Genomic DNA, 11,599 nt, shown 5'->3' on the forward strand with positions numbered 1-11,599 from the left:
CGGGGCCGCCCCCGCGGCGTCGGCGGCCCCGACCCCGGCGGTATTGTCGGCGCCTGCCCCGGTGGCCCCCGCCCCGGCGCCCCCCGCCGACGAGCCGCCACCGAAGTACGTGCGGCCGTCCCAGCGCAAGAGCGCCGAAGATCAAGTCGGACAACAGGACACGCCGCCTTCGGCCGGTGCTCCTGATGAGGCGGAGCGGGCGGCGGCCGAGAAGGCGGCAGCGGAGAAAGCTGCGACAGAAAAGGCGGCGGCAGAAAAAGCTGCGACAGATCGTGAGGCCGAGAAGGCTGCTGCCGCGAAGGCCGCAGCCGAGCGCGAGGCGGCGGAGAGGGCGGCAGCGGAGAAAGCTGCGGCAGAACAGTCGGCGGCACAGTCGTCGGCCGCGGATCCGACTGCCCCCCAACCGCCGTCACGGCCCCGGCCGGAGCCCACGCCGGAACCCGAGCCGATCCCGGAGGTCGCCGGCTTCGACGACGAGATTCCGCTGCCCGACGAGCCGTTCGACGAGTACGACGCGCCCCCGGATGAGCCCCTCCCGGCGGCGCCGCGCAGCGCACCGGAGCCCGAGCCCACGCCGGCGCCGGAGTCGGGGCTTGACGCCGATACGGTGCGCAAACGGTTCCAGGAGGTGCGGACCGCCGTTCGGACCCGGTCGAAGAGCCTCGAACCGATGCTGTCGGCAGCGGTCGTCGACGATCTCGACGGCACCACCGTCGTCCTCGCTCACCCGATCGACGTGTTGGTGGGCAGATTGTCTGCACCGCATGCGGTCTCGATCATTCGTGAGGCGTTTCAGGAGGTGTTCGGCACCGATCTCGACGTTCGCACCGTCCACCGTGACACCTCGACGCCGGGGCCCGCGGCCGCGCGTCCGCAGGCTGCTGCCGCACCCAAACGGCAGACGTTCTCGCGGCCGAGTCGTGCCCGCTCGGACTCGGCGGAGGGAAGTGCTCCCGCGCCCGAACCCGATCCGGAACCCGAGGAACCCGAACCGCCACGCTCCGACGAGGAGATCAGTGACGACGAGCGGGCGGAGATGGTCGCCGACGCGCACAACGCCACCCCCGACGCGCGGATCGACCCCGACAAACTCGCCCTGGATCTACTTCAGACCGAGCTGGGTGCGCGGCCGCTCGAGTAGCGAACCAGCTGTGGCGCACGGGGTCTCGAGGCTCCGGCGCTGGCGCGCCTGCGCACCTCGACCAGCGGGGTGGAGGGCGTCCGGCGGGGGTTACAACCGGTGGCCGAGGTAGTCGGCCGGTGGGGGTTACGACCGGTGGTCGAGGTGGTCGGCCGGTGGGGGTTACGACCGATGGTCGAGGTGCGACGAGCCGCAAGGCGAGGAGCCTCGAGACCCGGTGTGCTGCAGGTGTACTCGCCCTACGCGTCCCACCACGGCCGCAGCGGCAGCTCGTGACGACCCTTGTCGTCGAGCTTGACGCCCAGGACGTGATGTAGCTGAACGATGTTGCGTTCGAAGCCGATGCGGCAGCCGGCCATGTAGAGGCCCCACAGGCGCGCGGTGCCCTCACCGACCTCCTCGACGGCCTCGTCCCAGTGCTCGACGAGGTTGCGGTTCCAGTCACGCAGCGTCATCGCGTAGTGATAGCGGAAGTCTTCCTCGTGCAGCACCTCGACGCCGCCGATGTCCTGCAGCTTGGAGATGATCTTGCCCGATCCGGTCAGCTCGCCGTCGGGGAAGACGTAGCGGTCGATGAACGACCCGGCCCGCGAACTCTTGGCGTTATCGGGACGGGTGATGCAGTGGTTCAACAACATTCCGCCGTCGCGCAGCTTGTCACGCATGAACGAGAAGTACGCCGGGTAGTTGTGGACGCCGATGTGCTCGGTCAAACCGATCGAGGACACCGCGTCGAATCCCGACTCGGCGACGTCGCGGTAGTCGCTGTGGCGGACCTCGGCGAACTCGGACAGCCCCTCGTCGATGACGGCTTGCTGGGCCCACTGTGCCTGCTCGGCGGAGAGTGTCACGCCGAGAACGTGCACCCCGCGGCGGGCGGCGTAGCGGACCATTCCGCCCCAGCCACAACCGATGTCGAGGAGCCGATCGCCGGCCTTGAGTCGCAGTTTGTCGAAGATCAGCCGGTACTTGTTTTCCTGGGCGGCTTCCAGCGATGCGTCAAGGTCGGGGTACACCGCGCAGGTATAGGTCATCGACGGTCCGAGTACCCACTCGTAGAAGGTGTTTGAGACGTCGTAGTGGTGGTGGATGACCTCGGCGTCACGGGCCTTGCTGTGCCGCAATCCCTCGGCGAATCGACGCCAGCGCGGCAGCGCTTCCTGCGGGGGCGGCGCGATCGGCTTGAAGTGTTCGATACCGAGCGACCTCGCCACCTGCGCCAGCACCAGCGGGGAGGGGCGTTTGAACTCGAGGTCGGCGGCCAGGGCCTGCAGCGCGCCGTAGGGGTCGCCGGGGTGGGCGCCGATCAGCTCCAGATCACCGGAGACGTATGCGCGGGCCAATCCGAGGTCACCGGGGGCGGTCACCAGGTAGGTGGTGCCGCGCGGCGTCACCAGGTTCAGGCCGAACTCGGCATCCTCGGGACCGGCAGCACTGCCGTCGTAGGCGGTGACGCGGATGTTGAGATTGCCGCCCACGATGGACTCGAACACCTGGGCAAGGGTCATCTTGGCATGCTGCGCATCGTTTTTCGACGGTGCGCTGTCCTTGTACGTCGTCATTGCCGTTTCACCGCTTTCGCATAGAGATCGAGCAGCCGGCCGCGTGGGTCGTACCGCTTCTTGAGCAGTCGGTAGTGCTCGCCTCCGTAGAGCTCATCGAAGTCCTCAGGGCTGTAGAAGGATTCCGAATACAGAGACTTGTGGCCATCGAGTTCGGCCACCTTGCGTTCGATCAGTTTGTTGGTGTGCCCAGGATCGCCGGGGGTCACCGGAACCGCCGACCAGAAGCCGACGTTGACATAGGTGCGGTCGGGCTGCAGCGGGTACAGCGGCCACGGCCGCCGCGGATTCGCGTCGGGTGCGCTACCGCCGACCTTCTCCCGAAGCCGTAACGGGCACAACCAAATCGGCTCGATCGGCACGGTGGTCAAGAACCAGTCGAGGTAGTCGGTGGTGTGCTCGATCGGCACCTCGATATCCTGCACGACACGCTCGTTGGCGGGTAGACCCTTGCGCTTGTTGAGACGATCGGCGATGTCGAAGCGCTGGTCGTAGCCGATCAGCTTCCAGTAGAAACTGCTGCGCAGCAACCTTTTCGGCCACAGCCGACGGATGCGGGGCTCTTGCGCCCCGAACGCCCGGGAACACCAGAACCAGTCGGTGTCCCACCGCCACAGATAGTCGTGGATGGTCAGCCGATCGCGCTGGGGGGTGTGCGTCGAATCGTGCTGAATGGACCGGTAATAGATGTCCATCCCGGTGTAGTCGCTGACTGGGCCGGGTTCATCGGTCTGCCGACCCAACGTCAGATAGGCCTCGTCGACGCTGAACACCGTGCCGTCGAGATAGTCGACCCGCTCGCCGTCGTAGGACTGGTCGGTGACGATCGCATCCATCGTTTCTTGCAACGCCGACAGGTCGGTGAACCGCACATGCCGCAGTGCGACGTACGGGGCGACCTCTTCCAACTCGATGCGCAGCCGCACCGAATAGCCGAGCGTCCCATACGAGTTGGGGAATCCGTAGAAGAGATCCGCATAGTCGTTGGTGGGGGTCGCGGTGATGATCTCGCCGTCGCCGGTGAGGATGTCGATCTCGAGGACCGACTCGTGGGGCAGACCGTTGCGGAACGAGGTGCTCTCGATGCCCAGTCCGGTCACCGCGCCGCCGAGGGTGATCGTCTTGAGTTGCGGAACGACCTTGGGAGCCAACCCGTACGGCAGCGTCGCGGCGACGAGGTTCTCGTAGGTACACATCCCCGCGACATCGGCGGTCTTGGCGGCTGCGTCGACCGAGATCACCCGGTCGAGGCCGGAGACGTCGAGACCGGGGTGCGGGTTCTTGGCCCGCGCCCGGAAGAGGTTGGAGGTCTTCTTCGCCAGACGGACCGTGGCCTGCGGCCCGATGGCGCGGTAGCTGGCCAGGAGGGTGGCCACACCCTCGTCGAATGCCGCTGCCCCCATCTCCATCTGTGCCGAGCTCACTTGGCTAGCCTAGGACGTGAGCAGCACGCCCGCCAATCAGTACATCGTGAAGGAGTTGGGTCAGTGGGTCAGATTTCCGCCAGTCAAACGACAGAGGTGGCCGCGTCCCCGGATGCCGTGATCGGCGCGCTCGCCGACTACGCCGACACCCGCCCGGCGATCCTGCCCGAGCAGTACCGCGACTACCAGGTGATCAGCGGCGGCAACGGCGACGGCACCGTCGTGCACTGGATTCTGCAGGCGACCTCCAAGCGTCAGCGTGACGTCAAGGCCACCGTTTCCGTGACACCCGGCGCCGGGAGCGCAGCGAGCGGGCCGAACGCCGCAGCCACGATCACCGAGAAAGACGAGAATTCGTCGATGGTGACCACCTATCAGGTGTCGCCGGCGGGCTCGGGCAGCAAGGTCACCACCACGACCACCTGGAACAGCAACGCCAGCGGCATCGGCGGCTTCTTCGAGAAGACCTTCGCGCCCAAGGGACTCGCCCGTATCCAGGCCGCCCTGCTCGCGAATCTCAAGACGCGACTGGAGAAGTAGCCCGTCGCGGTGGGCCGCCGGACCGGAAGGCAACGCGGTCGCGCGCGACCGTCACCGCTGCCGCCGCGTGACGGCGTCGACGCCACCCGCGTGGTGTTGCGGTCGGGGCCGGAGTCGACCGTCGGTGACTGTCTGCGGGCCACGCCGTCATTGCAGGAGCTGACCGACGCCGACCTCGCCGATCGCGCGCACCGAGGCGAGATCGTCGACGCCGAGGGCCGGCCGCTGACGCTCGAGCAGCCCGCGCGTGTCAACACGTCGGTCTACCTCTATCGCGACCTGCCCGACGAGATCACGATTCCCTTCGATCTGCCGATCCTGTATCGCGACGAGAACATCGTCGTCGTCGACAAACCGCATTTCCTCGCGACGATGCCGCGCGGGCAGCATGTCACCCAGACCGCGCTGGTGCGGTTACGCCGCGCACTCGGCACCGATCTCGTCGCCCCCGCACATCGGCTCGACCGCCTCACCGCGGGCGTGCTGCTGTTCACGCTGCGACCCGAGGTGCGTTCGGCCTACCAGGACCTGTTCGCGCAGCGCAGGGCCGAGAAGGAGTATCGGGCGCTCGCCCCGGCAGCGGGGATCGCCGACACCCGGGTGGTCCGCAATCGGATCGAGAAAACTGCCGGTGACCTGCGGGCACGCGTCGTCGACGGCCCGGTGAACGCGATCAGTGAGATCACCGAGATCGAGCAGACCGCGAGCGGGTCGGTGTATCGGCTGGTCCCGCATACCGGCCGCACCCATCAGCTGCGCCTGCACATGGCGCTGCTCGACGTGCCGATCGTCGGCGACCCGCTCTACCCCGAGGTCCGGCCCGACGTGGCCGGGCGCCCCGAGCACGGGGACTTCTCCGAGCCCCTTCGACTCGTCGCGCACAGCTTGTCGTTCGTCGATCCGTTGACCGGGCAGCACCGTCGATTCGACACCCGGCGCACCCTCACCGACGGTCACCACTGACCACCGCGGAAACTGGTTACGCTGTCCCCGTGACCATCCTCGCCTCCTACGAACGTCACCCCGACCTGGGTTGCGAGGCCGTGGTGTTCATCGACGACGAATCGATGGCGTGCTTCCAGATCCAACGCGAACTCGTCGGCGGAGACCGCGCGGGCGATCGGTACTGCATCTCCACCGGTGCCAGCGCCCCGATCTACGATGCGATCCGGCAATGGCGTCGTGTCGAGCACAATCGCCTCGAGTTCGCCCTCACCCCTCGCGCGAGCCGGCTCTTCGGCGACGAGGAGCTGTCCTTCGAGATCACCCCGGTCGGCGACGACACCGTCGACGACATCGTGGCCCACGTCGAGCGTCTGTTGCGCTGAGTTCGGCGCGGGAGGCGAATACAGATTCCACGTGAGCGGGTGGGCGACCCGAATTCTTCGGGGTTTCGGCTCGCTGCGGTGGAATCTGTATTCGTGATCCGGTCCGGCCCGGCACGCGCGCCCCGTCGGCACCGCCGACTACCCTGGGGCCCGTGAATCAACCTTTCGATCCCAGCGCACTCTTCGGCGGCGGTGCCGGCGGCGACAACCCGATGGCCGGGTTGCTGCAGCAGGCCCAGCAGATGCAGGCCAAGCTGCTCGAAGCACAGAACGAGATCGCGGCGACCGAGGTCACCGGCACCGCGGGCAACGGTCTGGTGACCGTGACCGGCAACGGGACCGGTGAGATCACCGCGGTCATCATCGACCCCAAGGTCGTCGACCCCGATGACGTCGAGACCCTGCAGGATCTGCTGCTCGGCGCACTCGCCGACCTCTCGAACAAGCGCGAGGAACTCGCCGGCGAGAAGATGGGACCGCTTGCCGGAGGCCTCGGCGGCGGACTGCCCGGCCTGGGCTGAGGTACGACGCACCGATGTACGAGGGCCCCATCCAGGATCTGATCGACGAGCTCGCCAAACAACCCGGGCTCGGCCCGAAGGGTGCCCAGCGCATCGCGTTCGCGCTGCTGGCCGGCGAGAAGAAGGAGATCGATCGGCTTGTCGCGGCTCTTATCCAGGTCCGCGACAACGTCACCTTCTGCGCCGAATGCGGCAACGTCTCGGCCAACAATCTCTGTCGGATCTGCTCGGATGCCCGACGTGACGCGACCAAGATCTGCGTCGTCGAGGAGCCCAAGGACGTTCACGCGATCGAGCGGACCAAGGAGTTCCACGGCCGCTATCACGTCCTCGGCGGCGCACTCGACCCGCTGTCGGGTATCGGCCCCGACCAGTTGCGTATCCGCGAGTTGCTGCGACGGTTGGCCACCACCGACGACGGCACCGAGGTCACCGAGATCATCGTGGCCACCGACCCCAACACCGAGGGCGAGGCCACCGCGACGTACCTGCTGCGGATGCTCAAGGACTTCCCGGGGCTGTCGGTGACGCGTCTGGCGTCGGGGCTACCGATGGGCGGCGACCTGGAGTTCGCCGACGAACTCACCCTCGGCCGTGCGCTGTCGGGCCGCCGCATCCTGGCATGACGATGACCGCGCCCACCCTGTCCACCGATCTCGACGCCCGGCTCGATGACCTCGCCGCGGAGATGATCTCCGGGATCGTCGCCATCGACGGTCCGTCCGGCGCGGGTAAGTCGACGGTCGCCGACGCCCTCGTCGCCCGCTTGCGGGCCCGCGGCACCGGGGTGGTACTCGTCCGCACCGACGACTTCGCCACGTGGGACAACCCGGTCGCGTGGTGGCCGGAGCTGGAAACCGATGTGCTGCACGCCTTTGTGCGTCGGCACGATTACCGCTATCGGCCACGGGAGTGGGTCGACGGTGTGCCGCAACTCGGTAGTCGGGTGTGGGTGCGGTGGGAGCCGCTACTGGTGATCGAGGGGGTGTCGTCGGCGCGGCGTCGCATCGCCGACCGGCTCAGCCACGCGCTGTGGCTCGACGGTGGCGACGCCGACGCGCGGCTCGAACGCGCCGTCGCCCGCGACGGTGAATCCTCGCGCCCCCTGCTGCAACGATGGCAGCAGTTCGAGCGCGGCTGGTTTGCCGTCGATCGCACCCGCGAGCGCTGCAAGGTCCTCGACTGAGCTCGGCTCGGTGAGTACCGCATGGCCCGACGACGATCCCGATACCGCGATCTCGCCGACCTCGACGCCGCGCTGATCGACTGTCGTGCCTGCCCTCGTCTGGTCGCGTGGCGCGAGAAGGTGGCGCGGGAGAAACGTGCCGCCTTCGCCGACTGGGACTATTGGGGACGACCCGTCCCCGGGTTCGGGCCCGGCGACTCCCGCATGCTCATCCTCGGGCTCGCGCCGGCCGCGCACGGCGCCAATCGCACCGGCCGCATGTTCACCGGGGACCAGAGTGGTGACGTGCTGTTTCGCGCGCTCTACGACGTCGGACTCGCCTCGCAACCGACCGTCGTCTCCGCCGACGACGGGATGGAGTTGTTCGGGGTACGCATGACCGCCCCGGTGCATTGCGCTCCGCCGCAGAACAAGCCGACCACCACCGAGCGCGACCGATGCGCCCACTGGTTACGTGCCGAGCTGGACCTCCTGGCGCCCACGGTGCGCTCGGTGATGGTGCTCGGCGGCTTCGGATGGCAGGTGGGGCTGCGGACGTTCGAGGAACTCGGCTGGCAGATCGACCGTCCCCGAACGAAATTCGGCCACGGTGCGCGTACGGTCATCCGTCGTGACGACGGCGCCGAGCTGACGGTCTTCGCCAGCTATCACGTCAGCCAGCACAACACGTTCACCGGGCGGCTCACCCCGGCGATGCTGCGGGCGGTGATCGTCGAGGCCGCCCGGTACGCCGGATTGCCCGCCCGCGACCGCACTCTCGGGTGAGCCTGCCGTCGGGTGAGCCGTCGATCACGTGGGCTGTCGATCAGTGGGTGTCGAGATCGATCTCGTAGTGCACGAATCCGGTGTCGGTGGCGACGGCGTCGTAAAGTCTTCGCGCAGTGGCGTTGTGCTGTTGGGTCAGCCAGTAGACCTTCGTGAGTCCGGCGTTGTGTGCCGCGTCGCGGACGTGGTCGATCAAGGCGCGCCCGACGCCGGACCCGCGACTGTCCGGCGCGACGAACAGATCCTCGAGGTAGCAGTAGCCGGGGCTCCAGGTCGACGGATGGGCGAGCCAGTGGACCAGGCCGATGGCGCGACGCTGGTCGTCACGTGCGATCGCACCATGGATACCGTCACCGGAGACGATGCGCCGGAACGTGATTGCGGTGATCTCGGGATCGAGGTCGGTCTCGTAGAAGCGCAGATAGCCGTCCCAGAGCGGCAGCCAGTCGTCGTGATCGTCGGCGCTGCAGGGCGAGATCGTGGTCATGGCGACACAGTACGTCGGGCTGCGGATTCCCGACAGCCGACGTCGTCGTGCGGCGTAGGGTGAGGCCATGTCCCAGCGTGGTGATCAGGTGTGCCGGTGCGGTCATCCGCGGTCGGCGCACGACCATCTGCGTGCGGGCACCGACTGCGCCCTGTGCGGGGCGTCAGGCTGCTCGCGGTTCCGCCGGCCCCGCTTCTGGCATCGGAGCGGGCCGGGTGCGGCCGACGGCTCAGCGCCGGGCGGCGGCGAGTCGCTCGGAGCGCAGCCGGTTAACCTCTGGGAGGTCCAGCGGCGCAAGCGAATCGGTCCCGATCGCCCGGGCGAGGAGAAAATCGGCTAGCTCAGGGTTGCGCGCCAGCGCCGGGCCGTGCAGGTAGGTGCCGATCACCGAGCCGGCGACCACACCCTCGGTGCCGTCGCCCACGCCGTTGCCGACGCCGTGACGCACCCGCCCGAGCGGGGTGGCATCGGCCCCGAGAGTACTTCCGCCCCTATGGTTTTCGAATCCCGACAACGGCTGGGTGAGTCCGGGCAACACCGGGTCGGTGACGAGCTCGCCGATGCTGCGGGTCTGCTGCGGTGCGGTGGTGAGGTCGAACAGCGAGATGCCGTCCACGCGTTCGCCCGCCGACGTCTCGTACCAGTGGCCGAGGACCTGGATGGCCGCGCAGATCGCCAGCACCGGACGGCCTGCTGCCGCCGCACGCTGCAGCCCCGGATAGCGGGTGAGGTGCCGGGTGGCCAGCCGCTGCGCGTAATCCTCGGCGCCACCGAGGGTGTAGACGTCGAGTGAGTCGGGGACCTCGTCGTCGAGGGTGATCGAGATGATCTCGGCGTCGATGCCCCGCATCCGGGCCCGCTGCCGCAGCACCAGTGCGTTCCCGCCGTCACCGTAGGTGCCCATCACGTCGGGGAGCACCAGCCCGATGCGCAGTGTCGAGTCGCTCATTTGCGTTCCTCCCGTACGCGTTCCATCGCGGTGCCGAGATCGCGGAAGGCGGTGTAGTTCGCCAGGACCTCGACGCGTCCCGGGGGACATGAGGCGATGGCCTTCATCGGGTCGGCGATGGTGGTGTGCTCGGCGCCCGCGTAGAGCAGCCGCACCGACAGGTCGGCGGCGCGTTCGCCTGCGGCGACCACCGTCATCGTCTCGAACGCCTCGAACCGCACATCCCACAGCCAGGAGAGATCCTCACCGTCGGGGACCTGGCCGTTGACGGCGATGACCAGCCCGTCGGCGTCGTGGTCGATCATCGACAGCGCTTCCTGCCAGCCGGCCGGATTCTTGGCCAGCAGTGTGCGCACCGAGTGGTTGCCGACCTGATGGATGCCGTAGCGTCCGGCGACCTCGCCGACGGTCTGCACCGCGGCCACCGCCTTGGCCGGGTCGGCGCCCATCGCGACGGCCGCGGCCACGGCCTGCGTAGCATTGCCGCGGTTGGCGCGGCCGGGCACGGCGAGAGTCATCGGCGCGATGAAGCCGTCGGGGCCGTAGATGTTGTTGTCGTCGACCCACCAGTCCGGGGTGGGGCGCCGGAAGCTCTCGTCACCGGTCGAATACCAGTCGATACCGCCGGGTGATATCGACGGTCCGTCGCCGGGCTCGGCGGTGGCACGCGCGATGGGTTCGCCGGTGCGCGGACAGCTCACCGAGTCCCCGACCCAGCTCGACCCGGCCGCCACCCACACCACCTTGGGCGCATCGAAGGCAGCCGAGGTGACCAGGACGTCGTCGCAGTTGGCGACGACGATCGCGTCGGGGTGGCGGGCGACGCCGGCGCGCAGGGCGCGTTCGATCATGTTGATCTCACCCACTCGGTCGAGCTGATCGCGCGAGAGATTCAGCATCACCACCACCTCGGGATCGGTGGCGTCGGCGACGTGCGGGACGTGTAATTCGTCGACCTCGAGTGCGCAGATCGGCGCCGAACGTTGCAGGCTGAGCGTGGCGATGATCCCGGCGTCCATGTTGGCGCCGTCGGCCTGGGTGGCGACCTCGCCGAGTTCGGCAAGCGCCGCCGCGGTCATCCGCGTCGTCGTCGACTTGCCATTGGTGCCGGTGATCAGCGCCGTACGCTTGCCGGCCGCGAGCCGGCCCATGATCTGCGGGTCGATCTTCTCGGCGACCAGCCCGCCGATCATCGAGCCCTTGCCGCGTCCGGCGGTGCGGGAGGCCCAGCGGGCGGACGCGGCGGCCGCCAGGGCCAGCGAGGTGCGCAGCGGAACTCGGTCGGACATGGGGACGAGTCTGGCACAGGGGCGCCGACGGTGCCGCCGGACCTCGGCGGGGTACCCTCGCGGCCGTGAGTAGGGCCACAACGCTGACGATTCCGCTTCCGTTCCGCGCCGTCCGTTCGGTGATGCGTCTCGGCGGACACCTGCCGCCGGGTGTGCTGGGCGTCGCCTCCCGGATCTGCCCGGTGAACTCCGACGGCGAGCACATCGCCCCGGAGATGTTGGCCGCCGGCGTCGCCACGCGACTCATGCCCGGAGGCGACATGAGCGGCGCGACCGTCGAGCGCGCCCGTCACAACCTCGAGGTGAACTCGGCGATCTCCGCCGAGCGGACCCCGCCGCTCGCTGTCGTCGAGGATCTGCTGATCGACGGGCCTGGCGGCGACCTGCCGGCCACCCGATACCGCGCC

Annotated in this window: 12 protein-coding genes and 2 pseudogenes; 9 read left to right on the top strand and 5 right to left on the bottom strand. The window is 68.5% G+C overall.

Features of this window, described 5'->3' with window-relative positions; all coding sequences use genetic code 11:
* Positions 1-1,141, top strand: a pseudogene (locus B1964_RS02020) (DNA polymerase III subunit gamma/tau); the annotation flags it as partial.
* A gap of 239 nt (positions 1,142-1,380) precedes the next feature.
* On the opposite strand, the gene B1964_RS02025 reads toward B1964_RS02020, so the two are convergent.
* Together B1964_RS02025 and B1964_RS02030 are read right to left on the bottom strand one after the other, a co-directional pair.
* Positions 1,381-2,703: a class I SAM-dependent methyltransferase gene (locus B1964_RS02025; protein ID WP_006371655.1), complete on the bottom strand. Its 1,323-nt coding sequence runs from the start codon at positions 2,701-2,703 to the stop codon at positions 1,381-1,383.
* Positions 2,700-4,106, bottom strand: coding sequence for an FAD-binding oxidoreductase (locus B1964_RS02030; RefSeq protein WP_079928615.1), 1,407 nt, complete (start codon positions 4,104-4,106; stop codon positions 2,700-2,702). The genes B1964_RS02025 and B1964_RS02030 overlap by 4 nt, the downstream gene beginning before the upstream one ends.
* Before the next feature lie 84 nt (positions 4,107-4,190).
* Here B1964_RS02030 and B1964_RS02035 point away from each other — a divergent pair, with 84 nt between their 5' ends.
* The 7 genes from B1964_RS02035 (at position 4,191) to B1964_RS02065 (ending at position 8,467) form a co-directional block, all read left to right on the top strand.
* Positions 4,191-4,667 (top strand): SRPBCC family protein, encoded by a 477-nt coding sequence (locus B1964_RS02035; protein WP_006371653.1) that lies wholly within the window; start codon positions 4,191-4,193, stop codon positions 4,665-4,667.
* Positions 4,668-4,676: 9 nt separating this feature from the next.
* Positions 4,677-5,630, top strand: a complete 954-nt coding sequence (locus B1964_RS02040) for a pseudouridine synthase (RefSeq protein ID WP_079928606.1) — start codon at positions 4,677-4,679, stop codon at positions 5,628-5,630.
* A gap of 29 nt (positions 5,631-5,659) precedes the next feature.
* Positions 5,660-5,995 (top strand): hypothetical protein, encoded by a 336-nt coding sequence (locus tag B1964_RS02045; RefSeq protein WP_079928607.1) that lies wholly within the window; start codon positions 5,660-5,662, stop codon positions 5,993-5,995.
* Between the two features lie 152 nt (positions 5,996-6,147).
* On the top strand, positions 6,148-6,516 hold the full coding sequence (locus tag B1964_RS02050) for a YbaB/EbfC family nucleoid-associated protein (protein ID WP_079928608.1): 369 nt from the start codon (positions 6,148-6,150) through the stop codon (positions 6,514-6,516).
* Positions 6,517-6,530: 14 nt separating this feature from the next.
* Positions 6,531-7,142 carry a recombination mediator RecR gene (gene recR / locus B1964_RS02055; protein ID WP_079928609.1) on the top strand — a complete coding sequence of 204 codons (612 nt, stop codon included), beginning with the start codon at positions 6,531-6,533 and terminating at the stop codon, positions 7,140-7,142.
* Between the two features lie 2 nt (positions 7,143-7,144).
* Complete coding sequence (locus tag B1964_RS02060; RefSeq protein ID WP_079928610.1) at positions 7,145-7,702, top strand: (d)CMP kinase; 558 nt, start codon at positions 7,145-7,147, stop codon at positions 7,700-7,702.
* Positions 7,703-7,723: 21 nt separating this feature from the next.
* Positions 7,724-8,467: a uracil-DNA glycosylase gene (locus B1964_RS02065; protein WP_079928611.1), complete on the top strand. Its 744-nt coding sequence runs from the start codon at positions 7,724-7,726 to the stop codon at positions 8,465-8,467.
* A 40-nt stretch (positions 8,468-8,507) separates the two neighbouring features.
* Here B1964_RS02065 and B1964_RS02070 read toward each other — a convergent pair whose 3' ends face one another.
* From B1964_RS02070 to B1964_RS02085, 3 genes are all read right to left on the bottom strand, one after another.
* Positions 8,508-8,954, bottom strand: a complete 447-nt coding sequence (locus tag B1964_RS02070) for a GNAT family N-acetyltransferase (RefSeq protein WP_253193855.1) — start codon at positions 8,952-8,954, stop codon at positions 8,508-8,510.
* 229 nt (positions 8,955-9,183) lie between these two features.
* Complete coding sequence (locus B1964_RS02080) at positions 9,184-9,903, bottom strand: type 1 glutamine amidotransferase (protein WP_006371645.1); 720 nt, start codon at positions 9,901-9,903, stop codon at positions 9,184-9,186.
* The gene (locus B1964_RS02085) at positions 9,900-11,192 is read right to left on the bottom strand and encodes a MurT ligase domain-containing protein (RefSeq protein ID WP_079928614.1); all 1,293 of its coding nucleotides are present in this window, start codon (positions 11,190-11,192) and stop codon (positions 9,900-9,902) included. The genes B1964_RS02080 and B1964_RS02085 overlap by 4 nt, the downstream gene beginning before the upstream one ends.
* A gap of 65 nt (positions 11,193-11,257) precedes the next feature.
* Between B1964_RS02085 and B1964_RS02090 the strand changes: the two are divergent.
* Positions 11,258-11,599, top strand: a pseudogene (locus tag B1964_RS02090) (alpha/beta hydrolase); the annotation flags it as partial.

This window comes from Gordonia sp. i37 (genome assembly GCF_002043085.1).
Lineage (GTDB): Bacteria > Actinomycetota > Actinomycetes > Mycobacteriales > Mycobacteriaceae > Gordonia > Gordonia polyisoprenivorans.

Coding starts and splice junctions, on each gene's coding strand:
- B1964_RS02025 (WP_006371655.1), bottom strand. CDS start 2,703: ATGACGACGTACAAGGACAGCGCACCGTCGAAAAACGATGCGCAGCAT.
- B1964_RS02030 (WP_079928615.1), bottom strand. CDS start 4,106: ATGGGGGCAGCGGCATTCGACGAGGGTGTGGCCACCCTCCTGGCCAGC.
- recR (WP_079928609.1), top strand. CDS start 6,531: ATGTACGAGGGCCCCATCCAGGATCTGATCGACGAGCTCGCCAAACAA.
- B1964_RS02060 (WP_079928610.1), top strand. CDS start 7,145: ATGACCGCGCCCACCCTGTCCACCGATCTCGACGCCCGGCTCGATGAC.
- B1964_RS02065 (WP_079928611.1), top strand. CDS start 7,724: ATGGCCCGACGACGATCCCGATACCGCGATCTCGCCGACCTCGACGCC.
- B1964_RS02070 (WP_253193855.1), bottom strand. CDS start 8,954: ATGACCACGATCTCGCCCTGCAGCGCCGACGATCACGACGACTGGCTG.
- B1964_RS02080 (WP_006371645.1), bottom strand. CDS start 9,903: ATGAGCGACTCGACACTGCGCATCGGGCTGGTGCTCCCCGACGTGATG.
- B1964_RS02085 (WP_079928614.1), bottom strand. CDS start 11,192: ATGTCCGACCGAGTTCCGCTGCGCACCTCGCTGGCCCTGGCGGCCGCC.